We start from the raw sequence: 24,559 nt of genomic DNA, 5'->3' as shown, positions 1-24,559 counted from the left end.
TACAAGCCGTAGCTGGTGCGAAAAAGCAGCCGTTTCCGGCTGCTTTTTTTCTCACCAATCTATTCCTAGTATACCACATGTTACCGTGGTGCTATAGGCTCTATTTTTGAGGCGGCGTTAACGTCAACATCTGCCCAGGCTGTGTCGATTCATTTAAAAAATCTTGAGGATCTGTACTCAGTACTTGAACGACTCGACATTCACTGTGTGAAGTACGTTCAACAACGAGCTGTACGCCGTTCCAGTCGATCACCTGTTGCTGCTCATAAGCACTTTGTTCAGTTGGAAATACGGCTTCATTCGGTAAAATCGTATAAAGGATCACTGTACAACTTCTCCTTCCTGTGTTCCTTTATAATCCTCAATCAATCCGTTCAGCTTTTTCATCGCCTGTCCTACTGCTCCAACTTCATCGATCAATCCATAATTCACCGCATCCTGACCGACTACATTTGTCCCAATATCCCTCGTCAGATTACCCCTAGAAAACATAAGCTCTTTGAATTTATCTTCTGAAATGTTGGAGTGTCTTGTGACGAAACTCACGACACGCTCTTGCATTTTATCTAAGTATTCAAATGTTTGAGGTACACCGATCACGAGACCTGTTAAACGGACTGGGTGAATGGTCATCGTTGCCGTTTCAGCAATAAACGAATAGTTTGCAGCGACTGCAATTGGAACGCCGATCGAATGCCCTCCTCCTAAAACGATCGATACACATGGTTTAGATAAAGAAGCGATCATTTCTGATATTGCAAGACCTGCTTCTACATCTCCACCTACCGTATTCAATAAGATTAAGACACCTTCAATTTTAGGATTTTGCTCAATCGCTACGATTTGTGGAATAAGGTGTTCGTATTTCGTTGTTTTGTTTTGGGGTGGGAGCTGAACATGTCCCTCAATCTGACCCACGATCGTTAAACAATGGATGTTTGAATGTTCCATGCTTGGGACATTCGTTTGTCCTAACTGCTGGATTTTATCGACAAGCGTAGATTTCGACTGATCATCTTTCTTCGGATCAGGCTGAGTTGATGGATTCGGTGTTTCATTCTGTTCGAAGTTCATACTGGGTTCTCCTTCCTCACTCTGGTATTAGTAGTATGAACGTCGACTTGTTTTTCAATTCAAAAAGAAAAGCAGACGCGTGGGCGTCTGCTTTCAAACTTTATTTGTTTAATACTGCTGCTAGTGAAGAACGTTCTTCAGCTGTTAGAGGCAGCATCGGTAGACGAACGCTTCCTACATCTAAACCTTTTAGCTGTAGTGCAGTTTTAACTGGAGAAGGGCTTGGAGCTTTGAACAGTTCATTCATAGTTGGAAGGATCTTTCTATGAATTGCGGCTGCTTCCTTTACTTCTCCTGCATGGTACGCTTTAATCATTTCTTGCATCTCATTACCTAATATGTGGGATGCGACAGAAACAACACCATCACCGCCTACTGATACGATCGGAAGTGTAAGACCGTCGTCACCACTATATACAGAAAATGAATCATCTGTACGGCTAATGATATCTGTGATTTGGTCGAGATCACCGCTAGCCTCTTTCACTGAAACGATGTTCTCAATTTTTGATAGCTCTACAATCGTATCAGCCGTCATGTTGACCACTGATCTTCCTGGGATATTGTAGATCATAACTGGAAGCTTCGTTGACTCTGCTACAGCTTTAAAATGCTCATATAGGCCTCTTTGACCTGGTTTGCTGTAGTAAGGAGAAACGATCATAACAGCATCGACACCCGTATCTTCAGCCTTTTTCGTAAGTTCGATGGTGGCATGTGTATTGTTGCTTCCTGTTCCTGCGATAATTGGAATTCTTCCGTTAGAAGCTTTCACTGAATGCTTGAACAACGCGACCTTTTCTTCTGAAGAAAGCGTTGGTGATTCTCCAGTAGTACCTGCTATCACAAGACCGTCTGAGCCGTTCTTAATCAGGTAATTGATCAACTGCTCTGTTTTGGTGAAATCCACGTATCCTTTACGATCGAATGGCGTCACCATTGCTGTAAGTACTTTTCCAAAATTCATTTTCTACCCACTCCTTGCTTCTGGGTTACCGCTGATCCATCATCTGTTCTACTTCTTCTGTACCTGGCTCTAAGTGTAGATAAAACGTTTCATGCAGTGCGTTCACAGCTGCAGAGAGGTCGTTTTGTTTTACTAGAACCCATATGGTGGTATGTGAATCTGCAGATTGTAGAATGTCGATATTCTGCCCCGCTAACGCCTCGACGATTTTTGAGGTAACCCCTGGGACTCCGCTCATTCCTGCTCCTACTGCAGATACTTTAGCACAGTTTTCGATGACGACAGGATCGTAACCCATATCGTTTAACGTTTTCACTGCTTTTTCCGTCATTTCTTCCATGACAGTGTAGACGACGCCAGTTGGACTTATGTTGATGAAATCAACACTGATCCCTTCGATCGCCATTGCTTTAAACACTTTTGACTGTAAATCGTATTGCCCTTCTTTGGCAAATACTTTTATTTGTGAAACTCCATTCACATGGGCGATTCCTGTAATGAGCCGATCAACAACTTGTTCTCCTGCAGGATTACCCTTCATAGAAGTTACAAGCGTTCCTGTGGAAGACGAGTAAGTTGAACGGATCCTCATCGGAACCTTGGATTGCATCGCAATTTCAACTGCTCGAGGATGGATGACCTTGGCCCCTTGATATGCCATGTTGCACACTTCGTTGTATGTGACGATCGAAAGAGGACGTGCCTTCTCTACTAGGCGAGGGTCAGCTGTCATAATTCCTTCTACGTCTGTAAAGATATCTACCCATTCAGCTGAAAGAGCCGCTCCTAAAGCTGCAGCTGACGTATCGCTTCCTCCTCTACCGAGGGTCGTCACATCTCCTTTTTCTGTTATTCCTTGGAAGCCTGTCACGACAACAACGTCCATCGTATTTAACTCTTCAGATAAACGCTCTGTTCTCATCTCAAGAATCCGCGCTTTACTATGTTCACCCGTCGTGATGAATCCAGCCTGCCCTCCTGTATAAGCAGTAGCTTTCAGTCCTTCTTCAAGAAGCATGTTAGAGAACACGACAGATGAAATACTTTCACCGCACGATACGAGTAGATCATATTCTCTTGACGTTACTTTTCGATTACGATCACCTATCAGTCCAAGCAGCGTGTCCGTCGCATACGGGTCGCCGAATCGGCCCATAGCGGATACAACGACGACGACTTTGTATCCATCCTTAACTGCATCTTTTATATGATTTACTGCTCGATTTCTTCCGTCTTCACTTTTTAATGAAGTGCCACCAAACTTCTGGACGATGACTTTCATTTCGCACACCTTCTTCAGTCTATTTCAATATATTTAGGGCTGCAAGACTTTCAGCGATTTGCACCGAGTTCCACGCTGCCCCCTTCAGTAGATTATCAGAGACAATCCACATATGAAAGCCATTTTTTCGGTCAAGATCTTGTCTTATGCGTCCAACGAACACATCTGGTTTACCAACCGCATCAACAGGCATCGGATATACTTGATTCGTTGGATCATCTTGAAGCGTAACACCAGGCGCATTGCTCAATAGCTCTCTGATCTGCTCTACTGAAACATCATCGCTCTCAATCTCGACGTATACGGATTCAGCGTGACCTGTTTCAATCGGTAGGCGTACACATGTCGCTGCTACTTCAAGCTCAGCATCATGCATAATCTTCTTCGTCTCGTTTATCATTTTCATTTCTTCGAAAGTAAATCCATTTTCTTCAAACATATCTATTTGAGGAATTGCGTTAAACGCAATTGGATAATGTTTCTTATCACCTTTTACTGGTAGGTACTCAGGAGTATGATCCTGACCTTCTAATACGGCTTTCGACTGTTCTTTCATTTCCGTAACCGCATTCGCTCCTGCACCGCTTACAGCTTGGTACGTGGATACGATAATCTTGTTTAGGCCGTATGCTTGCTTCAAGGGCTCGAGTGCAGCGACCATCTGGATCGTCGAGCAATTAGGATTGGCAATGATTCCTTTATGATCGTTTAAATCTCTTTCATTCACTTCTGGTACGACGAGAGGTACATCTTCGTTCATTCTGAATGCACTCGTGTTATCAACAACAATCGCACCATGCCTCACTGCAGCAGGTGCTAATTGTTTTGAAATTCCGCCTCCTGCACTAAATAAAGCCAGATCGACGCCAATGAATGATTCAGGTTTTGCTTCTTGAACTGTCACTTCTTGGCCCTTAAAGGACACTTTCGTTCCAGCTGAACGTGATGATGAAAGGAGCGTTAAGGTCGAGATCGGAAAATCTCGTTCTTCTAGTGTTTTGATCATTTGTTGTCCGACTGCACCTGTTGCTCCAACTACTGCTACGTGAAATTGTTTAACGCTCATGTTAATAATTCTCCTTCCATATTCCAATCATTCAATACCCAGCACAACAGAAGGAGAAACCTACGTTTCTCCTCAAGATCTGGTGATTTTATTCTCTATTCTATCATAAACCTGTTTTAAAGAAAGAAAAACTGTTCTTTAATCTAAATAACGTTCGACTAAGACAGGCTGATACTGTTTTCCATTCATGGCATTCTCAATTGTCTCAGTCAGTGAGGTCATTCTTGCGACGAGGGAATTTGGTTTCTTAACAGGATCATCTTGACCAAAAGGAATGAAATAAATATTTTTAGTCGACATCAATCTAAGGATGTTTGTTCCATTCAAGCCGAGTCCATCATTGGTTGAAATTCCAAGAACAACTGGCTTCTCATTCCTTAACGTTGCTTTTGCTCCCATCAATACAGGAGAGTCTGTCATAGCATTCGCAAATTTACTGATGGAATTGCCCGTAATCGGAGCAATTACCATACAATCTAACGGAGTTCTAGGACCGAATGGCTCAGCTTTCACAATCGAATCCACCGCTTCATTACCGGTAATTTCTACAATTTTAGAAACCCAGTCTTCTCCATCTCCAAAACGTGTATTTGTCGATGTGACGGTATGAGAAACAAAGGGCGTTACCTTCGCCCCTAACTGCACGAGTTCTTCTATCTGTGGAACAACAGCGTCGTACGTACAATGAGATCCTGTCAAACCAAATCCAATGTGTTTTCCTTTCAAACTCATGGATTCTTCTCCTCCCCTTCTTTAAGCTGTTCAATTAGCAGCTGCGTCAAAACTCCGGCTATGATTTTCCCAGCTGTTTTTGGAGCGACAATTCCCGGTAGTCCTGGAGCTAATAGCGCTTTGATCCCCCGCTTTTCTGCGAATCGAAAGTCTGTTCCACCTGGTTTGGATGCTAAATCGATAATCAGAGTATGAGAAGGCATTTTGGAAATGACCTCTGACGTAACGATTTGAGCTGGAACGGTATTGATGCACACATCGATGTTCGCAACTTCAGTAGCGAGCGATGATAAATGAAACGGTTTTAACCCCATTTCCGTTATTCTCGCAAGGTGTTCGGGTTTTCTTGCTCCAACGCTTACGTTTGCACCGAGAGCATCGAATGATCGCGCTACTGACATCCCGACCCTTCCAAGTCCAAGTACAGCGATGTTCGATTGGTGGATCGTAATATCAGTATGCTGAATGACCATCATGATCGTTCCTTCTACAGTAGGAATCGAATTGTATATTGCAATATCATCTCGTTCGAATAATTTTACGAGTTTTCTTGACGCTTTCATAGCCATCCCCTCGAGGTGGCTATTACTAATACCACTATAAACAACGCAGTGTGAAGGAGTTTTACTGAAGTGCTCTGCAGTCAATACGACTTTTTCATTAGAAAAAATACTATCGACTTCACCTTCCATATTGGTTCCGGCAACTGGAAGGACAATGGCATCGAGCTTCGTAAGGTCTACTTCATCGACCGAGCACTTTGTTGCTCCTGTGAATCCATGATCTAACTGATCAAAGCCGATCAAAAATAAATCAGCGTTCATCTCTGTTAACTTTCGAATGATTTCAAGCTGGCGGGCATCACCGCCGATTACTGCGATATGTTGATTCGTTAGCATCGTTCCTCCCCTTTCTTTTTCCACGTCTACCTACGGGGATTTATTGTAATTTCTCAACATTCTATGTGGTTGATGCCCGCTTGGTGAATTATCGATCTTGCTCAATTTTACCTTCATTTTTATTTTGAACAATGATCATATCTCGACCGATCGTTTGAATATTTTCCCAAGGTATCGATATCGCGTTTTCCGTCCGTTTTAGTCCTCCCCATGATGTTTTTGGGATGATCAGCGCCTTCAAAGATCCGTTTGTTTCATCGAATAGTAAATCTGTTTGCCCGAGTACGCCGAGCCTTTTCCCCTTTTCAACGTCCACAAGCTCTTTTCCACTCAACTGACTAAGTCTCATTCGAAGCCCTCCCTGAGCAATATCCTTACCATAGTCTATGTTTGAGGCGAATGTAGAAGACGTGATAAACGAGTCGATTTCAGATGACAGAAAAAAAGCTGCCGAGTTAAACTCGACAGCTTCTAATCACTTCTCCATGCCTTTTGGAAACAATCCGTTCGGACTGATTAAAGAAGAAGAGAAATCGTCTGTAAACGTTGCCTGAACCATGTTGTTCACTTTTTCATGGTCAACGTTTTCAATGTTTTTAATGATATCATCAAGCGTGCGATGTTGATTTAGCAGAAGTTCATTCTTACCGTTACGGCTCATTCTACTATTTGTACTTTCTAAACTGAGCATCAAGTTACCTTTTAACTGTTCTTTACAGTTTTGAAGCTCTTTCGTCGTGATGCCTTCTTGTTTGAACTGAGAAAGCGTGTTCTGAATCGTTTCGTAAAGACGATCTAGCTGATTTTGAGCTGTACCTGCATAAATCGTTAGCAATCCACTATCTTGGTATGCAGAGTGATAGGAGAACACAGAGTAAGCTAGACCCTGTTCTTCACGTACTTCTTGGAAAAGTCGACTACTCATGCTACCGCCTAACACATTGTTCATGACGATTAAGCTATAGATGTCGTCTGTTCCGAACGGAAGCCCTTTATACCCTAGACAAAGATGAGCCTGCTCTGTTTCTTTCTTTCTAGCGATATGACCAGGTTCAAACGTCGGTGCTTGAACTTCTGGTTTTCCTGCAGGTGTCTCCCAGTTCTCAAACGCTCTCTCCACTTTTTCCATGAACGATTTGTCCACATTACCAGCGATCGAGATCACGATGTTGTCAGGTGTGTAATGAGTTTGCATATACTCTCGAAGCGTGTCGCCTGAGAATCCTTTTAACGTTTCTTCTGTTCCTAGAATAGGCATCGCAAGTTCGTGGTCCCCATAACTCGCCTGACTAAGAATATCGTGTACGATGTCATCAGGAGTGTCTTCATACATCTTAATTTCCTCATAAACAACGTTTTTCTCTTTCGCGAGCTCAGATGCTTCAAACTGTGAATTGAAAAACATATCGCTTAGCACATCTAACGCATATTCAGAATGATCATCGAGAACCTTCGCATAATAGCACGTGTATTCTTTTGAAGTGAACGCATTCACCTGTCCACCGATGCTATCGAATGATTCAGCAATTTCCTTTGCGTTTCGCTTGTCAGTGCCTTTAAAAAACATATGCTCAAGAAAGTGAGAAACTCCATTAAGTTCTTTAGGTTCAAAACGAGATCCAGTACCGATCCAGATTCCTATAGCTACTGATCGAACGGTCGGAATATTTTCTAATACTACTCTTACTCCATTTTTACAAGTTACTTTGTTAATCAAGCTTGTTCCTCCTGTAATGTAACCTAGTCATTCTGTTCCAAAAACACTATATCATTAAAACAGATTGGAAACAATTTTATGGAATCTTCGAAACTCGTTTTGAATCCAAAACTTGAGATACCGTACCTAAGTGATAGCCTCGATCTTTAATTCCCCTAACCATTGCTTCCAAGCTTTTTTCTGTTGGCTCTGTAGGGTGCATTAGAACTAAAGCACCTGCATGAACCTTTTGAAGAACTCTCTGTGTAATCACATGAGGTGATGGTTTTTTCCAGTCCACCGTGTCAACACTCCACAGTACCGTTTGCATACCGAGCTTATGTGCGATTTCTACGCTATTGTAAGCGTAGCTTCCACTAGGTGGTGCGAACACGACAGGCTTTTGATCGATCGCTGCTTCGATCACTTTATTCGTATCTTCGAGCTCCTTTTTAATAGCAGCATCATTCATTTGCTTCAAATCTGGATGTGAATAAGCGTGATTCCCTATTTCATGCCCTTCTTCATGAATCATTCGAACAAGATCCGAATTTTTCTTAGCCCAGGAACCATCCAGAAAAAATGTAGCATGCACATTATGTTTCTTTAGATGCTTCAACATGTCTGGTAAAAATTCTTCTCCCCATGCGACGTTGATCATCAAGGCCACCATCGGTTTGTTTGGGTTCCCTTTATAGACAGGTGCTGGTTTCAGGTCTTCTAGCTGGATTTCAGGCTCGATTTCTTTTTTAACTAACATCGCTTCGTCAAACTTCTTCCCTTGCATTTTTTCAAGAGATGCTTTTACTTCTACCTCTACTCCATTGTACCCAGGAATGCCTTTCCATACCCGATCGACGACGGCATTTACCGGCTTTATATCGTATTTTTCTTTCGCTTCTAAAATCTCATTATGTAGTGAGTTACTGCCACTCACCATGATTGCTTCCTCTTTTAGAGAAGTTAAGTACATCGTTGTGTAGGGGTTTTGAATGGTTTCTGCTGTCATTGCCAGAATGATCACAAATACAACAATGTGTATCCAAGTTTTCTTCATCAACATGACCCCCTTTTGTACAAAGGTTATGTGAAAAAGGCAAGCCCTAGAACTAGTGTGAAAAGAAACTAAATTGAAATAAAAAAAGAATTCGGCTGAGCCGAATTCTTAGCTTTGTTGACTTTGTTCTTCTCTTTCACGCGCTTCTTTCAATAATGCTTTGCGAGAAAGGTTAACGCGTCCCTGCTTGTCGATCTCTTTTACTTTAACCATTACTTCATCGCCGATCGATACAACGTCTTCAACCTTGTTCGTACGCTCTTCAGCGAGCTCAGAAATATGAACGAGACCTTCTTTTCCTTGGAAGAGTTCAACAAACGCGCCGAACTTCTCAACACGCTTAACTTTACCAAGGTAAGTTGCGCCTACTTCTACTTCTCTTACAAGATCTTCGATGATCTTCTTCGCTTTTGCGTTCATTTCTTGATCAGTTGATGAGATGAAGATCGAACCATCTTGTTCGATATCGATCTTAACGTTAGTCTCTTCGATAATCTTGTTGATGATCTTCCCGCTTGGCCCGATCACGTCACGAATCTTATCTGGTTTGATGGACATCGTTAAGATCTTCGGAGCATATGCAGAAAGCTCAGTACGTGGCTCGCTGATCGCACTCATCATGTTCTCAAGGATATCTAAACGCCCTTTTCTAGCTTGTTCAAGTGCTTGACGAAGGATATCTTCGTTGATACCTGAAATCTTGATATCCATTTGAAGTGCCGTTACACCTTGCTTCGTTCCGGCAACTTTAAAGTCCATATCGCCTAGTGCGTCTTCCATGCCTTGAATATCAGTCAGAACGGTTACGTCTTCTCCGTCGCTTACTAATCCCATTGCAATTCCAGCGACAGGTGCTTTGATCGGTACACCCGCATCCATCATAGCAAGTGTGCTTGCGCAGATACTTGCTTGAGATGTAGATCCGTTTGATTCAAGAACTTCTGAAACAAGACGGATTGTGTATGGGAAGTCTTTTTCAGTTGGGATAGCAGGTTCAAGCGCACGCTCACCTAGCGCACCGTGTCCAATTTCACGACGACCAGGTCCTCTCATAGGTCCAGTTTCACCAACACTGAACTTAGGGAAGTTATAATGATGCATGAAACGTTTGGATTCTTCTGTCCCTAGACCATCTAAGATTTGAACATCACCGAGTGCTCCTAGCGTACAAATACTTAGTGCTTGCGTTTGTCCTCTAGTGAACAATCCAGATCCGTGTGTTCTTGGAAGAATGCCAACTTCTGAGTTTAGTGGACGAATTTCATCCACACCACGTCCATCAGGTCTCACTTTATCCTTAAGGATCAAGCGACGAACTTCCTGTTTTACGAAGCTATTCATGATCGAACTTACTTCACCTTCAGGAACTTCTTCATTGTCTTCGTAAGCTTCAACAGCACGATTCATTACTTCATCGATCGCTTCTTGACGTGCATGCTTTTCAACTACTTTTACTGCCTCTTTAACGTCAGTTAGAAACTTTTCGCTAAGTTCAGCTTCAAGCGTTTCATCAGCTTTTTTCAGAACGACTTCACGCTTTTCTTTTCCGCAAGCTTCAATGATTTCTTCTTGGAACGTAATCAGGCGTTTGATTTCCTGATGTCCGAATAGGATCGCTTCAAGCATCGTTTCTTCAGGAACTTCATCTGCACCTGCTTCTACCATGTTGATCGCTTCTTTTGTTCCTGCAACCGTTAAGTTGATATCACTTTCTTCAAGCTGCTCAACGCCAGGGTTTACGACAAACTCTCCGTTGATGCGTCCGATTACAACTCCAGCGATCGGTCCATCGAATGGTAGATCACTGATACCTAAAGAAAGAGATGAGCCGAACATTGCTGCCATTTCAGAAGAGCAGTCTTGATCAACGCTCATTACAGTACTTACGACCTGTACCTCATTACGGAAACCATCTGGGAACAATGGACGAATCGGGCGGTCGATCAATCTGCTTGCTAAGATTGCCTTTTCACTAGGACGGCCTTCACGTTTAATGAAGCCTCCTGGAATCTTACCGACTGCATATAGTCTTTCTTCATAGTTAACTGTAAGTGGGAAGAATGGAAGGTCCTTTGGTTCCTTCGAACCTGTTACTGTTGATAGTACAGCTGTATCGCCATAACGAATCATGGCTGCACCGCTCGCCTGTTTAGCCAATTGACCGATTTCTACAGTCAGCTGGCGGCCAGCCCACTCGATCGAAAACACTTGCTTATCTTGTGCCATTACTGTGAGAACTCCTCTCATCCTATAAAATCATTTCTTTTAGTATACATTATACCCTAACCTTTTATCTTCTAAAAAGAAAGGACGAAATCTATGTATTTTAAACCTAATAAAAAAGCGGGAAAGAATCCCGCTTTTTAACTCATTATCTACGTAGACCAAGTTCTTTGATTAGTTCACGGTAACGAGTAACGTCCTTGTTACGAAGGTACGTTAGTAGGTTACGACGTTTACCAACCATCTTTAGAAGACCGCGACGAGAGTGGTGGTCTTTCTTGTGGAAACGAAGATGACCGTTCAAATTGTTAATTTCCTCAGTTAGGACAGCGATTTGAACTTCTGGAGAACCAGTATCATTCTCGTGAGTTTTGAACTTAGTGATAAGCTCTTGCTTACGCTCTTGTGTGATTGCCATCCTTTTCACCTCCTTCAATTCTTAATCCCCTGTTACCGCGCAAACGTCGGAGAGTCGATTGCCCAGTAAAGGTTGTGTACATATCGTACAGATATTAGACTACATGTTTTTGTAGTAAAATGCAAGAGGAATCTATTCTAGGATTTTTCTTGCGAGATCTGCATCTTTTCCAATCTGTTCGATCAATGCGTCAACGGATGGAAATTTCACTTCACCACGTATCTTCTTGTAAAACTCGACCGAAACTTCTTTTCCATACAAATCTTCTTCGAAATCAAAAACATGAACTTCGATAGAAGGTTTGTCTGGAGCATCATCATAAAAAGTAGGTTTATAGCCTATGTTGCAAACACCATTTCTCCACTGGCCATCGTGTTTCAGCCTTACAGCATATACACCAGTTGCAGGAACAAGGTATTCGTTATCAAGCTGAATGTTTGCTGTAGGAAATCCAATCGTCCTGCCTCGCTGATCACCTTTGATTACATTCCCAGAAATCACGTACCTACGACCTAAGACTTCTTCGATGTTTTCTACTGCGCCATCTCGAATATAAGAGCGGATTAGAGTAGAGCTCACTTTTTCATCATCCCTTGACACTTTTTCAATAACCGTCTGGTCGAATTTATTACGCGCATGGAATGGCATCGACTCCATCGTTCCTCTGCCTTTACTTCCATATGTAAAATCGAATCCAGCTACGACATGAACCACTGATAGATTGATGATATAGTCATCAACGAATTGCTGTGGCGTCAATCCTGCGATGGTTGTATCGAACTTTACAATATATAGTACGTCGATTCCCATCTCGTCGATCAGGTCGATCTTCTCATCAAGCGGCGTGATCGCTTCAACTTGAGGTGATGACTTTCCAAGAACGACTGATGGATGAGGGTAAAACGTCATAACTGAGGAAGCAACGCCTTTTTCCTCTGCGATTTTCTTCGCTGTAGATATCACCTTTTGATGACCTCGGTGAATCCCATCAAAATACCCGAGCGCCATGACAGATGGTTTATTCGATTCAATAAAATGCGGATGAGATAAATAAATTGTTTTCATAGCTTTCACCTTCTAACTTCATCTCGAGAACACTTTTTCAGGTTTCATAAGCCCTGGCTTTTCTGGGTGTTTCTGATAAATGGCGATGGCTTTACCTTCTTCACTATACATAACGAGTCGCTCATCTGTCATCTCTTCAACTTCAGGCAGTACCGAACCATTTTGTAGCTTCGATTCCATCTCTTTGTCTACCGTAAGAGAAGGCATAGAAGAAAGGGCATATTCCAGGGGAAAAAGTCTTAACGTTTCTTCTTCTATCATCTGTGTAATCTCATCAAATGTCAAACATTCTTCGAGCTTAAATGGGCCAGAAGCAGTCCTGACTAATGATGACATATGAGCCGGATATCCTAATGAAGCTCCGATATCGACAGCTAGCGTTCTGATATACGTTCCTTTACTACATACGACTCGAACAGGAATATCCACTGTACCGTCCTTATAGACGATTTCTCCGGTTCGTTCAATTTCATGAATCGTGACATGACGTGAAGGTCGTTCGACTACTTTTCCTTCAAATGCATATTCGTACAGCCGCTTTCCGTTCACTTTAACCGCTGAATACATCGGTGGAATTTGTTCAATTTCTCCTTTGAAGGCTTCTAGAGTAGACGTGATTTCCTCAGGTTCGAAATTCGTCGTTATGCTTTTTTCTTCAATCTTCTCTCCAGTTGCGTCTTCAGTAGAAGTCGAATAGCCAAGAGTAATAACTGCTTCATAAGTTTTAGAGAAATCCGTCATATACTGTGCAACCTTTGTTGCTCTTCCAATACAGAGGGGCAACACTCCCGTAACTGCAGGATCGAGCGTTCCTGTATGCCCTACCTTCTTTGTCATAAGAATTTTGCGTACTTTCGCAACGCAGTCATGTGACGTCATCCCAGCAGGTTTCTTTAATGGTAAGATCCCTTCCATCACTTTTCCTCCTTTCTAAACATAGAGAAAGGATAGACATTCCTGCCTATCCTAACGTTCTCTATTCATCAGATTGATTTAAATCCGCAAGAAGTCTCTCTATTTTATTACCGTAATCGATGGATTCATCGAATTCGAAATAAATTTCAGGTGTTTTGCGAAGACGAATTCTCTTTCCGATTTCTGAGCGAATAAAACCTGTCGCTTTTGCAAGACCGTTAAGAGTAGCATCTTTCTTCTCTTCATCACCTAAAACAGTAATGAATACTGTTGCTTGTTGAAGGTCGTTTGTAACCTCAACAGCTGTTACTGTAACGAAACCTACACGAGGATCTTTTATCTTTCTGCTGATGATATCCCCAAGTTCTTTCTTCATCTGTTCACCTACGCGGTGCGCGCGAACATTGCTCATCGTTACACCTCATTTCTTCCTAAAGCCATTCATAAGTTGTTCGGGTAAGCTCAATGTCAGGATTTGAATCGATCAATGCGATAGCTCTCTGTAATTCCCGCTCACAGGCTGTCTTGCTAGAAGCAGTCGTTACGATTCCTATCACAGTTCGTTGCCACAAATCCTGATTATCAAGCTCAGAAACTGCTAAATTATAGTGCTTCAGCCGGCTTATCACCGACTGCAGCACTGATCTTTTCTGTTTAAGTGACTGCGCATCATAGATTATGCATTCGCACTCAATGTAGCCGATCACTTAGGTTTTACTTCCTCCATTACGAATGCTTCAATGATGTCGCCTTCCTTAACATCGTTGAACTTCGCAAGTGTAATACCACACTCATAGCCTTTCGCAACTTCTTTTGCATCATCTTTGAAACGCTTCAAGGTATCGACTTCACCTTCGAAAACGACGATGCCGTCACGGATTACTCGTACGCCAGAGTTTCTAGTGATCTTACCTTCGATCACGTAAGAACCTGCGATCGTACCAACTTTAGAAACTTTGAACGTTTCACGAACTTCAGCTTGACCGATGACCTTTTCTTCATAAACAGGATCAAGCATCCCTTTCATCGCTGATTCAATTTCTTCGATCGCTGTATAAATTACGCGGTGAAGACGAATATCAACTTGCTCTGCATCTGCAACTTTCTTCGCATTGTTATCAGGACGTACACTGAAGCCGATAATGATCGCATTCGAAGCAGAAGCAAGGATGATGTCAGATTCAGTGATCGCACCTACGCCTGTATGAATGATGTTGATCTTAACACCTTCAACTTCGATCTTCTTGAGAGAACCTGCAAGTGCTTCAACGGAACCTTGCACATCTGCTTTGATGATGATGTTGATGTCTTTCACATCACCTTGTTGGATCTTCTCAAATAGATCGTCAAGATTCATCTTAGAAGACTCTTTACGCTGTGCTTCAATTTGTTGCTGAGCACGCGCTTCACCTACTTGGCGAGCCTGCTTTTCATCTTCAAATGCCACGAAGCGGTCTCCAGCTTGAGGAACATCACTAAGTCCAGTTATTTCAACCGGTGTAGATGGTTCAGCTGTTTTCACGCGCTTACCAAGGTCGTTGACCATTGCACGCACACGTCCGAACGTATTACCGACAACGACAGGATCTCCAACTTTTAACGTACCTTCTTGTACGAGAAGTGTTGCAACTGCACCACGACCTTTGTCTAGCTGAGCTTCAATAACAGATCCAGAAGCTAACTTATCAGGGTTCGCTTTGAATTCTTCTACTTCAGAAACTAGAACGATCATTTCAAGGAGCTCATCGATTCCTTCCCCTTTGATCGCAGAAAGATTAACAGTGATCGTGTCACCACCCCATGCTTCTGGAACTAGCTCATACTCAGTAAGTTCCTGAAGGACACGGTCAGGATTTGCACCTTCTTTATCCATCTTATTAACTGCAACGATAATTGGCACCTCTGCAGCTTTCGCATGGTTAATCGCTTCGACAGTCTGAGGCATAATACCGTCATCTGCCGCTACTACGATGATTGCGATATCTGTAACTTTCGCACCACGTGCACGCATTGTTGTAAATGCTGCGTGACCAGGTGTATCTAAAAAAGTGATCTTTTTGTCTTTGTTATCGATTTGGTAAGCACCGATGTGCTGTGTGATTCCGCCAGCTTCACCTTGCGTTACCTTCGTGTTACGGATGCTATCTAGTAGAGTTGTTTTACCGTGGTCAACGTGACCCATGATTGTTACGACAGCAGGACGCTCTACAAGCTTCTCGCTATCATCTTCTTTTGTATAATTATCAAGGTCTGTAATTTCAAAGATTTCTTCTTCTTCTACTTTTACGCCGTAATCGTCACAAATAAGTTCCATTGTATCTTTATCGAGCTCCTGGTTGATCGTTGCCATTACACCAAGACCCATAAGCTTCTTGATGATCTCAGAAGCATCTTTACCAAGCTTCTCTGCAAGCTGTCCAACCGTCAATGAACCGATGAACGTTACCTTTTCAGGCAATCTTCTTGGAGCTGCAGTGTTCTTAGGTGGTTGTCCTTTGCCACGACGATTTGGGCGTCTGCCACCACGACGTGCATTGTTTGGTTTATTTGTGTTGCTCTTTTGGTTTGAGTTTGCTTTTGGGTTATTTCTGTTGTTTTTATTTTCCATACTGTTTTTGTCGCTTCCCTTTTTGGATTGTTTCGAATTGCTATTAAGCTTCTCCACTGTTGAATCGTCGATCACAGACATGTGATTCGTGACTTTTATATTCATGCTTTTTAACTTTTCGATAACATCCTTACTTGTTGTATTGTGTTCCTTTGCATATTCATAAATTCGCATCTTACTCATACGTTCACCCCCGAGTTATTGATCAAGAATAGCAAAAAGTTTCTTTGCAAATCCTTCATCAGTGACGGCTATCGTCACTCGCTGTGCTTTACCGATCGCATGCCCGAGTTCATAGCGTCCTGCTACAATACATACTGGGATTCCATAAGTAGTTGCTTTATCTGTAATTTTCTTCTTTGTATTGTCGGATGCGTCATCCGCTAACAGTACGAGTCTCGCATGTTTTCGTCGGATTTCCTTAACTACTAATTCTTCACCCGATACGAGTTTGCCTGCACGTTGAGCAAGTCCCAGAAGTGATTCCCAATTTCCTCTCATGAACGTAACTCTTCAAGATGGAGATAAACGTCATCTGTAACTTCTGCTTTAAGATGTGCAGAGAGTGCGTTCTTTTTTCTAGCTAGTTTAAAACACTCTTCACTATTGCAGAGGTATGCCCCACGGCCGTTCATCTTTCCAGTCGGGTCAATCGCTATTTCTCCTTCTTTAGACCTGACAACGCGTACTAGTTCTTTCTTTGGCTTCATTTCCTGACAGGCTACACACTTACGCATCGGAATCTTACGGTTTTTCACGATGGACACCTCTCCTGATCCTACTATTCGTTATCGTAGTCAGTTTCTTCCTCTTCGAAGAGCGGAGTGTCATCTTCAGTATAAATGCCTTCTTCTTCCGCTTCTGACTGACTCTTAATATCAATTTTCCAGCCTGTTAGTTTCGCAGCAAGACGTGCATTCTGACCACGTTTTCCAATCGCTAGAGATAGTTGATAATCAGGTACGATCACCTGAGTCATCTTATTCTCTTCATCAACATTCACTTTAAGTACTTTTGAAGGACTTAGAGCGTTTGCTACGTATTCAACGATATCTTCTGACCAGCGGACGATATCGATTTTCTCGCCTTTCAATTCGTTCACGATCGCCTGTACTCGCTGTCCACGCTGGCCTACACAAGAGCCAACCGGATCGATTTCAGGATCTTCTGCATGAACAGAGATCTTTGAACGATCGCCTGCTTCGCGGGAGATCGACTTCACTTCTACAGTACCATCGTAGATTTCTGGTACTTCAAGCTCGAAGAGACGCTTCAAAAGACCAGGGTGTGTACGTGAAACCATCACCTGTGGTCCTTTTGTCGTTTTTTCAACTTTTGTAACATACACTTTTATTCTATCATGCGATTTGTATGTTTCGTTCGGCATCTGTTCGCCAGTTGGAAGAAGGGCTTCGATCCTACCGAGGTCAACATAGATGAAGCGGTGATCTTGACGCTGTACGATACCTGTCATGATATCGTCTTCACGCTCGATAAACTCACTAAAAATAATGCCGCGTTCAGCTTCACGAACTCGCTGAGTGACAACCTGCTTCGCTGTCTGAGCGGCAATTCTACCGAAGTTACGAGGCGTTACTTCAATCTCAACAACATCTTCAACTTCATACTGTGGATCCATATCCTTCGCATCTGCAAGAGAGATCTCTAAGCGGGAGTCTTCAACTTCTTCCACAACATCTTTACGTGCGAATACACGAATCGACCCTGTATCTTGATTGAAGTCTACTCTAACATTTTGCGCCTGGTGGAAATTACGCTTATAAGCGGAGATCAACGCTGCTTCGATTGCCTCCACGATAATATCCTTACTGATGCCCTTCTCCTTTTCAAGAACGGTCAGTGCATCCAATAGATCACTACTATTCATTTTCATTCTCCCCTTTAATTAAAAAACAACTGCAAGCCTAGCGCTTGCCACTTTGTCATAAGGTACTTCTACCGTTATTGTTCTTGTTTTAACCTTCTGCTCGACGACAACCGTCTCACCATCAAAGTTTACAAGCTTACCTTCAAAGCTCTTTTCGCCGTCGATGGGTTCATAGGTTGTAATGTATACTTGCTTACCTACCACTTTCTCGAAATCGGATGGTTTCTTAAGTGGACGCTCGGCACCTGGCGAAGATACTTCTAGGAAGTATGGTTGCTCGATCGGATCTTGCTTATCAAGTTGCTCACTTAATTTCTCGCTCACAACACCGCATTCCTCGATATCAACGCCCCGCGGAGAATCGATATAGACACGGAGAAACCAGTTCTTTCCCTCCTGTGTGAATTCTACATCTACAAGTTCCAGGTTCATTTCATCTGCTATTGGTTTTACTAGTTCTTCTGTAACCGTGATCACATGTTCAGTCATTGGTTGTCCTCCTTTCTGATCCTGTCAAGCAGGGTCCCAATCGAAAACGAAAGAGTGGGTTAGCCCCACTCTTTCGCTGCGTGTGTATTCACTAGTATTTCCACAATTACTATACCATACTCATTTAGCCAATTCAACAAAGAAGAGAACGCGGCTTCCTTTAGAAAAGACTGAGCTGATTAGCATCTGGCAGCCCTTCTAGACAGCCATGGTCATCTAGATACTCAAGGACCGTTTTTGAAATCTTACTTCGCTGTTGAAGATCTTCTTTCGAGAGGAATTCTCCATCCTCTTTTGAAGCTTCGATATTCAATGCAGCGTTTGTTCCCACTCCAGGTAGTGAGTTGAACGGAGGAATAAGAGAATCGCCATCTACGATAAACTCTGTTGCCTTCGATCTGTAGAGATCAACTTTCTGCATACGAAGACCTCTCTCTGACATTTCAAGCGCGATCTCAAGGACAGTGAGTAGGTTCTTCTCTTTCGGAGAAGCATCGAGACCCTTTTCGTTGATCTCTTCAATTCTCGCTCGGATTGCGTTCGATCCTTTTACCATCGTATCGATATCAAAGTCATCTGCTCTTACTGTGAAGTAAGCAGCATAGAAAAGAATAGGATGATGCACTTTGAAGTAAGCGATCCTCACCGCCATAAGGACATATGCTGCCGCATGGGCTTTTGGGAACATGTATTTGATCTTCAAGCAAGAATCAATATACCAATCAGGCACATCGTGCTTCTTCATTTCGTTGACCCATTCCTCTTGAAGACCTTTCCCTTTACGAACGAACTCCATGATCTTAAATGCAAGGGATGGTTCGAGCCCTTTATAGATCAAGTACACCATGATATCGTCACGACACCCGATCACTTCACTAAGTGAACATGTACCGGCCTGAATGAGCTCCTGTGCATTCCCAAGCCATACATCCGTGCCGTGTGATAGACCAGAGATCTGTACGAGTTCTGAGAACGTACTAGGTTTCGTGTCTTCAAGCATCTGTCGAACGAAGCGCGTACCGAATTCAGGAATGCCGTACGTTCCAGTTTTACACATGATTTGATCTTGCGTAACACCGAGCGATTCTGTGCCACTGAATAGCTTCATCACTTCAGCGTCATCGGTCGGAATCGTCTTCGGGTCGATTCCACTTAAATCTTGAAGCATTCTGATCACGGTAGGATCATCATGTCCTAGAATATCGAGCTTCAAGAGATTGTCGTGGATCGAGTGGAAGTCAAAATGAGTTGTTTTCCAAGCGGAAGTTTTATCGTCAGCTGGAAATTGTATCGGTGAAAAGTCGTAGATGTCCATGTAATCTGGTACTACGATGATTCCTCCAGGGTGCTGACCTGATGTACGTTTGACGCCTGTACAGCCTGCTACGAGTCGGTCGATTTCAGCACCTCTGAAATGGAGGTCGTTATCACCCATGTACCCTTTCACATATCCATATGCCGTTTTTTCTGCGACAGTGCCGATGGTTCCCGCACGATAGACGTTGTCTTCCCCGAAGAGTTCTTTCGTATAATTGTGTGCTCTCGGCTGATATTCACCTGAGAAGTTCAAATCGATATCGGGTACTTTATCCCCTTTAAATCCTAGGAACGTTTCAAACGGAATATCATGACCATCCTTAATGAGCGGAACGCCGCACGTATCACACTCTTTATCAGGAAGGTCAAACCCTGAGCCTACGGAACCGTCATCGAAGAATTTGGACTCTTTACACGTCGGACATACGTAATGAGGCGGCAATGGGTTAACTTCTGTAATTTCCGTCATCGTTGCTACGAATGATGACCCGACTGACCCACGTGAGCCTACGAGATATCCGTCATCCAATGATTTTTTAACTAGCTTTTGAGAGATCAAATAGATTACCGCAAATCCGTGACCTATAATACTTTTCAGCTCTTTTTCTAGTCTTTCCTCAACGATCGTCGGTAGTTCATCACCATAAATACTCCTAGCCCGATCATAGCTCATCTTTCTCATCTCTTCATCGGCACCTTCGATCTTAGGCGTGAAAAGATCATCCTTGATCGGCTTGATGTCATCGATAAGACTCGCGACATGCTGCGGTTTTTCAACCACGATTTCTTTTGCTTTCTCTGAACCAAGGAAATGGAAGCAGTCGAGCATTTCGTTCGTCGTTCTAAAATGAACTTGAGGCAACGTCTGTCTGTTCAATGGATTACCAGCTTGTGCTTTGATCAGAACTTTACGATAGATGTGATCTTGAGGGTCTAGATAATGCACATTCCCTGTCGCAACGACAGGCTTATCTAATTTCTCTCCTAGCTTTACGATATTTCCGATAATGTCTCTTAGTGCCATTTCATCCTGTACAAGCTCTTTTTCAATAAGATGCATGTAGTTCTGAGGCGGCTGAACTTCTAGATAGTCGTAAAATTTTGCAATCTCCTCAACCTCTTCAGGAGATTTTTGCATCATGCCTTCAAATACTTCACCTTTATCGCACCCTGATCCGATCAATAGACCTTCTCGATACTTCTCAAGCTTTGACCTTGGAATACGTGCTGTCCGATAAAAGTAGTCGAGATGGGAAAGCGATACAAGTTTGAAAAGATTTTTTAGTCCTACATCGTTTTTAGCTAGAATGATCGTGTGAGATGGTCTTGTTCGCTGGAATCCTGTCTGTCCCATATTCTCATTAAGCTGATTATGGTTTGTAATTTCTCTTTCCAGCGCATCTTTTAAAAGTTTCCACATCAGATAGCCTGTCGCTTCCGCGTCATAGATCGCCCTATGGTGCTGCGTAAGGTTGATATCAAACTTCTTACAAAGCGTATTGAGTCGGTGGTTTCTCATTTCTGGAAACAGGAATCGCGCAAGCTCTAGTGTATCGATAACTGGATTTTTCGCTTCACCTAATCCGATGTTACGAAACCCAACGTTCAGGAATCCCATATCGAAACTAGCGTTATGGGCTACGAGGATATCGTCGCCGATAAACTCATGAAAATCTTTTAAAACGTCCTCTATTTCAGGTGCATTCTCCACCATGTCATCTGTTATGCCAGTAAGTTCGATCGTAGTCGACGATAGCGGATGATGAGGATTTGCGAATCGCTCAAACTTATCGACGATCTCTCCGTCCTTCACTTTAACGGCTGCAAGCTCGATAATCTTATTATAAACTGCAGATAACCCTGTCGTCTCGACGTCAAATACGATATACGTACTTGACTCAAGATCTCGATCTGCTTCGTTATATGCGATAGGAACACCGTCATCAACAAGATCAGCTTCTAATCCGTAAAGGATTTTGATGCCATTTTTCTTCCCCGCTGCGTATGCATCAGGAAACGACTGTACGTTGTTATGATCCGTAATCGCAATAGCCGGGTGACCCCAGTTAGCAGCCTGACTGATCAGATCACCAACAGAACTCACAGCATCCATTTGACTCATCTGTGTATGTGCATGCAGTTCTACACGCTTCTCATCTTCAGGTGCTTCATCTTTACGAAGCTCCGGCGTCACTTGAGTGAGGTCGTTTCCAATCATGACGAGATCTCGAACGAACGTATCGTTTTGAATACCGCCTCTAACTTTTACCCAAATTCCTTTTCGAACCGCTTCAAGAATCGGCACATCTTCTTTGTCGCGAGAGAACATCTTCACTAAGATCGAATCCGTGTAATCTGTAATTTTGAATGTTAAGAGCGTACGACCACTTCGAAGCTCCTTCGTTTCTGCATCGAACACATAACCTTGAACAGCGATTCTCCGCTCTTCATCTTGAATGGTTTCGATCGGCACAGGATCTTCCTTGATCTTATAGCCGATAACGAGCGTATCAGGCGTCTGACCTTTGCTTTCAGCTGTATCAGCTTTTTGCTTTTCGATCAATGCTTCCATCATCTTGGAGTGGTCTTCTTGCTGCTTCTGCTCCATAAACTTATCGTAATCTTGCTTTGATTCTTTTACTTCGATTTCTAGCATGTATTTAGGAAAGCCAGCTGCTTCATAGCACTCTGCTAATGGGCCTGTTAGCTTCTTCTTTGCGATGGCTGCTTCCGTCTCGTTTCGAACGTGAACGAGCAGCTTGTTTCCATTGATTCTCGGTGTTTGACTCTTCAATAGTGCCGTTAAGGAAGCAGAGTGGTCCTGCATGAGTTCCACTACATTTTCCCAGTAGCTAGAAGCTAGTTCTTCAGTTGCTTCACCATCTGTCGTAATCGAAAAGTCAACTGTAGCGATATGCTTTAACCCATCGACCAATCGACTTCGAAATAGTTCATATATATGAAATGGTAGGATTGTAGGTAAATGAAAGTGGAAATGCCACTTCCTCGTTTCCTTGTATACTGTTAGTTTCGAGATATATCCTTCTTTAAAGAATTCTTCAAACTTATCCGGAAACGATATTTGCTGAAGGAGTAGCTGAAGTCGTTCCTTCCTTACCGTTAACTCCTGATCCATGTCAAAACCCCCTTTATTGACATCCTTTGGGTAAACGAAAAAAAAAGGTGGCAGGACCCAATAAAGGGCACCTGTCCACTATTTAACCCAATTGTTCAAAGAGCTTTTGTAGTTCTGAATTCAATTCATCTACAGCCACTTCGAATGATTCACCTGTATCTCTGCGTTTTACTTCAACGATGCCGTCTGCTGCCTTTTTACCAACAACAACGCGAAGCGGTACTCCGATTAAATCGGCATCCTTGAACTTCACTCCTGCTCGCTCTTTACGGTCGTCGTAAAGAACATCGTAGCGCTCATTACGCAGCGATTCATAAAGTCTGTCCGACAATTCCTTTTGATCATCATTTTTTACATTGACTGCAATAAGATGAACATGGAACGGAGTGACACCCATCGGCCAGTTGAGTCCGTTTTCGTCTGCACTTTGCTCTGCGATCGCTGCTAACGTACGAGAGATCCCGATTCCATAGCAACCCATGATGATTGGCTCAGCTTTTCCGCCCTCGTTAAGATAATTCGCTCCCATCGCTTCGCTATATTTTGTACCTAATTTAAAGACTTGTCCAATTTCGATTCCTTCAGCAAAGACGACTCTGCCTTTTCCGTCTGGAGAAGGGTCGCCTTCTTGGATAAATCTTAAATCTTCATAGCGTTCGATGTTAAGGTCACGTTCAGGGTTCACATTATGATAAGGGTTACTACCATTAACGCTTCCGTTAACGATCGATTTGACCGCATTGTCAGCAATGACCGTGCCTTCGAATTCTCTTACATCGATCTCTTTATTTACTTTTTCTACAAGGTCTGTACCGAATAAGTTCTTCACTTTAATTTCATTGAGGTCATGGTCGCCTCTTACAAGAACGAGCAGCTCTTCATCGTTTACATTCAGAAGTGTTGCTTTCAGTTCACGATCAGGAGATGTTTCTTTTTCACCTTTAGCTAAAGCCTCTTCCGCTTCACTAGGCTTAACGTATTCGACTTTCACTTCTGCCATCTCGATGTTCGCTGCATAATCGGATTCATCGCTATACGCGATCGTGTCTTCTCCAACGCTTGAGAGAGCCATAAATTCCTCTGTATCTTTTCCACCCATGGCGCCTGAATCTGCCACTACAGGACGGAAATTAAGTCCGAGTCTAGTAAAGATTTTGCTATAGGTTTTGTGCATAAGATCATATGCTTCATCTAATTGCTCTTCAGATGAATGGAAAGAATAAGCATCTTTCATGATGAACTCTCTACCTCTTAAAAGGCCAAAGCGAGGACGACGCTCATCTCGGTACTTCGTCTGAACTTGATAAAGAATAACCGGCATTTGCTTATAAGAGCTAAGCTCATCTCTGACAAGGCTCGTAATCAATTCTTCATGCGTTGCACCTAGAGCGAAAGGTCTGTCATGACGATCTTTAAGCCTCATAAGCTCTGGTCCATAAACATCCCATCGACCTGTTTCTTGCCATAGTTCAGCTGGTTGAATAGCAGGCATAAGAAGCTCCTGTGCACCAGCCTCGTTCAATTCTTCTCGAACGACTTCTTCAATCTTCATTAATACTTTCTTACCTAAAGGAAGGTAAGAATAAATGCCTGCTGCGTTCTGTCGTATAAAACCCGCTCGGACAAGCAGCTGATGACTTTTTATCTCGGCATCAGCTGGGTTGTCTCTGAGGGTAGGATTAAAATAACTCGATTGTTTCATGACCTGCACCTCATTTCATTTAAAA

The 24,559-nt window shown here is 42.9% G+C and carries 23 protein-coding genes; all 23 read right to left on the bottom strand.

What is annotated here, in order from left to right:
• Positions 1–100 precede the first annotated feature (100 nt).
• Positions 101–325: a YlzJ-like family protein gene (locus PFZ69_RS15145; protein WP_270181888.1), complete on the bottom strand. Its 225-nt coding sequence runs from the start codon at positions 323–325 to the stop codon at positions 101–103.
• On the bottom strand, positions 322–1,074 hold the full coding sequence (locus PFZ69_RS15140; protein ID WP_270181887.1) for a ClpP family protease: 753 nt from the start codon (positions 1,072–1,074) through the stop codon (positions 322–324). Before PFZ69_RS15140 ends, PFZ69_RS15145 begins: the two co-directional genes overlap by 4 nt.
• A 100-nt stretch (positions 1,075–1,174) precedes the next feature.
• A complete protein-coding gene (gene dapA, locus PFZ69_RS15135; protein ID WP_270181886.1) occupies positions 1,175–2,041 on the bottom strand; it encodes a 4-hydroxy-tetrahydrodipicolinate synthase in 867 nt (288 codons plus the stop codon).
• Positions 2,042–2,066: 25 nt separating this feature from the next.
• On the bottom strand, positions 2,067–3,323 hold the full coding sequence (gene dapG / locus PFZ69_RS15130) for an aspartate kinase (RefSeq protein WP_270181885.1): 1,257 nt from the start codon (positions 3,321–3,323) through the stop codon (positions 2,067–2,069).
• 19 nt (positions 3,324–3,342) lie between these two features.
• A complete protein-coding gene (gene asd, locus PFZ69_RS15125) occupies positions 3,343–4,389 on the bottom strand; it encodes an aspartate-semialdehyde dehydrogenase (RefSeq protein WP_270181884.1) in 1,047 nt (348 codons plus the stop codon).
• 138 nt (positions 4,390–4,527) lie between these two features.
• Positions 4,528–5,121 carry a dipicolinate synthase subunit B gene (locus PFZ69_RS15120; RefSeq protein ID WP_270181883.1) on the bottom strand — a complete coding sequence of 198 codons (594 nt, stop codon included), beginning with the start codon at positions 5,119–5,121 and terminating at the stop codon, positions 4,528–4,530.
• Entirely contained in the window at positions 5,118–6,020 is a 903-nt protein-coding gene (gene dpaA, locus PFZ69_RS15115) for a dipicolinic acid synthetase subunit A (protein WP_270181882.1), read from the bottom strand. The genes PFZ69_RS15120 and dpaA overlap by 4 nt, the downstream gene beginning before the upstream one ends.
• Before the next feature lie 88 nt (positions 6,021–6,108).
• A complete protein-coding gene (locus tag PFZ69_RS15110; RefSeq protein ID WP_270181881.1) occupies positions 6,109–6,369 on the bottom strand; it encodes a YlmC/YmxH family sporulation protein in 261 nt (86 codons plus the stop codon).
• 126 nt (positions 6,370–6,495) lie between these two features.
• Positions 6,496–7,737 (bottom strand): M16 family metallopeptidase, encoded by a 1,242-nt coding sequence (locus tag PFZ69_RS15105; protein ID WP_270181880.1) that lies wholly within the window; start codon positions 7,735–7,737, stop codon positions 6,496–6,498.
• Positions 7,738–7,813: 76 nt separating this feature from the next.
• Complete coding sequence (locus tag PFZ69_RS15100) at positions 7,814–8,773, bottom strand: polysaccharide deacetylase family protein (RefSeq protein ID WP_270181879.1); 960 nt, start codon at positions 8,771–8,773, stop codon at positions 7,814–7,816.
• 108 nt (positions 8,774–8,881) lie between these two features.
• Positions 8,882–10,999 carry a polyribonucleotide nucleotidyltransferase gene (locus tag PFZ69_RS15095; protein ID WP_270181878.1) on the bottom strand — a complete coding sequence of 706 codons (2,118 nt, stop codon included), beginning with the start codon at positions 10,997–10,999 and terminating at the stop codon, positions 8,882–8,884.
• Positions 11,000–11,144: 145 nt separating this feature from the next.
• Positions 11,145–11,414 carry a 30S ribosomal protein S15 gene (rpsO, locus tag PFZ69_RS15090; RefSeq protein ID WP_270181877.1) on the bottom strand — a complete coding sequence of 90 codons (270 nt, stop codon included), beginning with the start codon at positions 11,412–11,414 and terminating at the stop codon, positions 11,145–11,147.
• Between the two features lie 132 nt (positions 11,415–11,546).
• Complete coding sequence (gene ribF, locus PFZ69_RS15085; RefSeq protein WP_270181876.1) at positions 11,547–12,479, bottom strand: bifunctional riboflavin kinase/FAD synthetase; 933 nt, start codon at positions 12,477–12,479, stop codon at positions 11,547–11,549.
• Between the two features lie 18 nt (positions 12,480–12,497).
• Positions 12,498–13,394 carry a tRNA pseudouridine(55) synthase TruB gene (gene truB, locus PFZ69_RS15080; protein ID WP_270181875.1) on the bottom strand — a complete coding sequence of 299 codons (897 nt, stop codon included), beginning with the start codon at positions 13,392–13,394 and terminating at the stop codon, positions 12,498–12,500.
• A gap of 61 nt (positions 13,395–13,455) precedes the next feature.
• Positions 13,456–13,806 carry a 30S ribosome-binding factor RbfA gene (rbfA, locus tag PFZ69_RS15075; protein WP_270181874.1) on the bottom strand — a complete coding sequence of 117 codons (351 nt, stop codon included), beginning with the start codon at positions 13,804–13,806 and terminating at the stop codon, positions 13,456–13,458.
• Between the two features lie 19 nt (positions 13,807–13,825).
• On the bottom strand, positions 13,826–14,101 hold the full coding sequence (locus PFZ69_RS15070; RefSeq protein ID WP_270181873.1) for a DUF503 domain-containing protein: 276 nt from the start codon (positions 14,099–14,101) through the stop codon (positions 13,826–13,828).
• Positions 14,098–16,185, bottom strand: coding sequence for a translation initiation factor IF-2 (gene infB, locus PFZ69_RS15065; RefSeq protein WP_270181872.1), 2,088 nt, complete (start codon positions 16,183–16,185; stop codon positions 14,098–14,100). The genes PFZ69_RS15070 and infB overlap by 4 nt, the downstream gene beginning before the upstream one ends.
• Before the next feature lie 15 nt (positions 16,186–16,200).
• On the bottom strand, positions 16,201–16,503 hold the full coding sequence (locus PFZ69_RS15060) for a YlxQ family RNA-binding protein (protein WP_270181871.1): 303 nt from the start codon (positions 16,501–16,503) through the stop codon (positions 16,201–16,203).
• Positions 16,500–16,760 carry an RNase P modulator RnpM gene (rnpM, locus tag PFZ69_RS15055; RefSeq protein ID WP_270181870.1) on the bottom strand — a complete coding sequence of 87 codons (261 nt, stop codon included), beginning with the start codon at positions 16,758–16,760 and terminating at the stop codon, positions 16,500–16,502. Before rnpM ends, PFZ69_RS15060 begins: the two co-directional genes overlap by 4 nt.
• Before the next feature lie 23 nt (positions 16,761–16,783).
• Entirely contained in the window at positions 16,784–17,890 is a 1,107-nt protein-coding gene (nusA, locus tag PFZ69_RS15050) for a transcription termination factor NusA (protein WP_270181869.1), read from the bottom strand.
• An 18-nt stretch (positions 17,891–17,908) separates the two neighbouring features.
• Entirely contained in the window at positions 17,909–18,379 is a 471-nt protein-coding gene (gene rimP, locus PFZ69_RS15045) for a ribosome maturation factor RimP (protein WP_270181868.1), read from the bottom strand.
• A gap of 160 nt (positions 18,380–18,539) precedes the next feature.
• Positions 18,540–22,832: a PolC-type DNA polymerase III gene (locus tag PFZ69_RS15040; RefSeq protein ID WP_270181867.1), complete on the bottom strand. Its 4,293-nt coding sequence runs from the start codon at positions 22,830–22,832 to the stop codon at positions 18,540–18,542.
• An 82-nt stretch (positions 22,833–22,914) separates the two neighbouring features.
• A complete protein-coding gene (locus PFZ69_RS15035) occupies positions 22,915–24,534 on the bottom strand; it encodes a proline--tRNA ligase (protein ID WP_270181866.1) in 1,620 nt (539 codons plus the stop codon).
• Positions 24,535–24,559 lie beyond the last annotated feature (25 nt).

The sequence above is a fragment of the Alkalihalobacillus sp. CinArs1 genome (assembly GCF_947387515.1).
Classification (GTDB): Bacteria; Bacillota; Bacilli; order Bacillales; family Guptibacillaceae; genus Guptibacillus.
Note: the sequence above shows the minus strand (reverse complement) of the source record. Positions and strands in the feature narration are given on the sequence as shown.

Bases quoted from the DNA above. Each gene is read 5' to 3' on its own strand.
- PFZ69_RS15095 (WP_270181878.1), bottom strand. From the start codon at position 10,999: ATGGCACAAGATAAGCAAGTGTTTTCGATCGAGTGGGCTGGCCGCCAG.
- PFZ69_RS15100 (WP_270181879.1), bottom strand. From the start codon at position 8,773: ATGAAGAAAACTTGGATACACATTGTTGTATTTGTGATCATTCTGGCA.
- rimP (WP_270181868.1), bottom strand. From the start codon at position 18,379: ATGACTGAACATGTGATCACGGTTACAGAAGAACTAGTAAAACCAATA.
- rbfA (WP_270181874.1), bottom strand. From the start codon at position 13,806: ATGAGCAATGTTCGCGCGCACCGCGTAGGTGAACAGATGAAGAAAGAA.
- PFZ69_RS15035 (WP_270181866.1), bottom strand. From the start codon at position 24,534: ATGAAACAATCGAGTTATTTTAATCCTACCCTCAGAGACAACCCAGCT.
- PFZ69_RS15040 (WP_270181867.1), bottom strand. From the start codon at position 22,832: ATGGATCAGGAGTTAACGGTAAGGAAGGAACGACTTCAGCTACTCCTT.
- dapG (WP_270181885.1), bottom strand. From the start codon at position 3,323: ATGAAAGTCATCGTCCAGAAGTTTGGTGGCACTTCATTAAAAAGTGAA.
- rpsO (WP_270181877.1), bottom strand. From the start codon at position 11,414: ATGGCAATCACACAAGAGCGTAAGCAAGAGCTTATCACTAAGTTCAAA.
- truB (WP_270181875.1), bottom strand. From the start codon at position 13,394: ATGGAAGGGATCTTACCATTAAAGAAACCTGCTGGGATGACGTCACAT.
- PFZ69_RS15120 (WP_270181883.1), bottom strand. From the start codon at position 5,121: ATGAGTTTGAAAGGAAAACACATTGGATTTGGTTTGACAGGATCTCAT.
- infB (WP_270181872.1), bottom strand. From the start codon at position 16,185: ATGAGTAAGATGCGAATTTATGAATATGCAAAGGAACACAATACAACA.
- ribF (WP_270181876.1), bottom strand. From the start codon at position 12,479: ATGAAAACAATTTATTTATCTCATCCGCATTTTATTGAATCGAATAAA.
- dpaA (WP_270181882.1), bottom strand. From the start codon at position 6,020: ATGCTAACGAATCAACATATCGCAGTAATCGGCGGTGATGCCCGCCAG.
- PFZ69_RS15110 (WP_270181881.1), bottom strand. From the start codon at position 6,369: ATGAGACTTAGTCAGTTGAGTGGAAAAGAGCTTGTGGACGTTGAAAAG.
- dapA (WP_270181886.1), bottom strand. From the start codon at position 2,041: ATGAATTTTGGAAAAGTACTTACAGCAATGGTGACGCCATTCGATCGT.
- nusA (WP_270181869.1), bottom strand. From the start codon at position 17,890: ATGAATAGTAGTGATCTATTGGATGCACTGACCGTTCTTGAAAAGGAG.
- asd (WP_270181884.1), bottom strand. From the start codon at position 4,389: ATGAGCGTTAAACAATTTCACGTAGCAGTAGTTGGAGCAACAGGTGCA.
- PFZ69_RS15060 (WP_270181871.1), bottom strand. From the start codon at position 16,503: ATGAGAGGAAATTGGGAATCACTTCTGGGACTTGCTCAACGTGCAGGC.
- PFZ69_RS15140 (WP_270181887.1), bottom strand. From the start codon at position 1,074: ATGAACTTCGAACAGAATGAAACACCGAATCCATCAACTCAGCCTGAT.